This is a genomic window from Mycobacterium sp. THU-M104, from assembly GCF_049197365.1.
GTDB lineage: Bacteria > Actinomycetota > Actinomycetes > Mycobacteriales > Mycobacteriaceae > Mycobacterium.
Genome location: NZ_JBMIOP010000234.1, coordinates 1 through 1,218, shown reverse-complemented (window position 1 = coordinate 1,218; position 1,218 = coordinate 1). Strand labels below are relative to the sequence as shown.

Genomic DNA, 1,218 nt, shown 5'->3' with positions numbered 1-1,218 from the left:
GTTCGCGTTCCAGATCTTCGTAGGGCCTGCCCGAGATGTCGACGGTGACCTGGGCGATGGTGCCGCCGGTGAAGGTGAACGGCGCCTTGTAGCGGCTCGACACCCCGGATCCGCCGTTGCGCCCGACGGTGATGCCGGCCCCTGCCAACCCGAATGTCCCCGGATGGCTCGCCACATCCGCGAGCGAGCCCACGACGGTGTCGTCGATGAACAGCGTGGCGTCGCCGAGCGGGGTGTGGCTGTTCGCCACGGTTCCCGTCCGCGCGTAGCGCACGCCGAACACGTGCCTGCCCAGTGGGACCGCCCCGGAGGACGAAACCTCTTGCTGGCGCTCACCGAGGAAGTTGTAGACGTAGTGCAGCCGTCCGTCCTGGATGAACAGCACGTGCCCGCCGTGGGCCCCACCCTGCTTGAACAGCACGCCCTCGGCGCCGGTGGTGTCCACCGTCACGTCGGCCAGCACGGCGAAGGAGCGGCCGCGAAGCTCGGCGGCCGCGCCGATGCCGACGTCCGCGCAACCGGGATAGTAGACGTAGGTCTCCCGTTCGCCGACCAGGTAGGGCCGCGAGCGCATCATCGTCTCGATGATGTTCAGGTCGGCCAGCGGCAGGCCGTTGTACTTCGCGGCCTCGGAGAACCACAGCGCCTTGAGTTCTTCGAGCTTGCCGGGGTGTGCGGCGGCCAGGTCGTGGCACTGGCTGCGGTCGGCCTCGATGTGGTAGAGCTCCCAGCGGTCGGTGTCGAAGTGCGACCAGCCCGCCGGTGCGGCCGGGTGCACGGTGTTGGCGAACCAGCCGTCGTGCCAGATGCCGCGAGTGCCGAGCATGGTGTAGAACTGCGTGTGCTTGCCGGTGTCAGCGCCCGGATCCTCAAGTGCCGCTTTAAAGCTCACGCCGTCCAACGGCTTCTGCACGATGCCCTTGACGGTCTCGGGCGGTGCGATCCCCAGCAGGTCGTAGACGGTCGGCGTGACGTCGCAGACGTTGACGTAGTTGTCGCGGATCTCCCCGTGCGCCGCGATCCCGTCGGGCCAGGAGACGATGGCCGCGTCGGCGACGCCGCCCTCGTGGGATGCGTAGCGCTTGTAGAGCTTGTAAGGCGTGTTGAAGGCCATCGCCCAGCCGATCGGGTAGTGGTTGTAGGTCTCCGGTCCGCCCAGGCGGTCGAAGAGCTTCATGCTCTCCTCGACGGTGTCGATGTACCCGTTGAAGAACTTGC

1 pseudogene is annotated in these 1,218 nt (G+C 67.4%); it reads right to left on the bottom strand.

The window, feature by feature from the left end:
* A pseudogene (locus ACOJVU_RS17625) lies at positions 1 to 1,218 on the bottom strand (arylsulfatase); the annotation flags it as partial.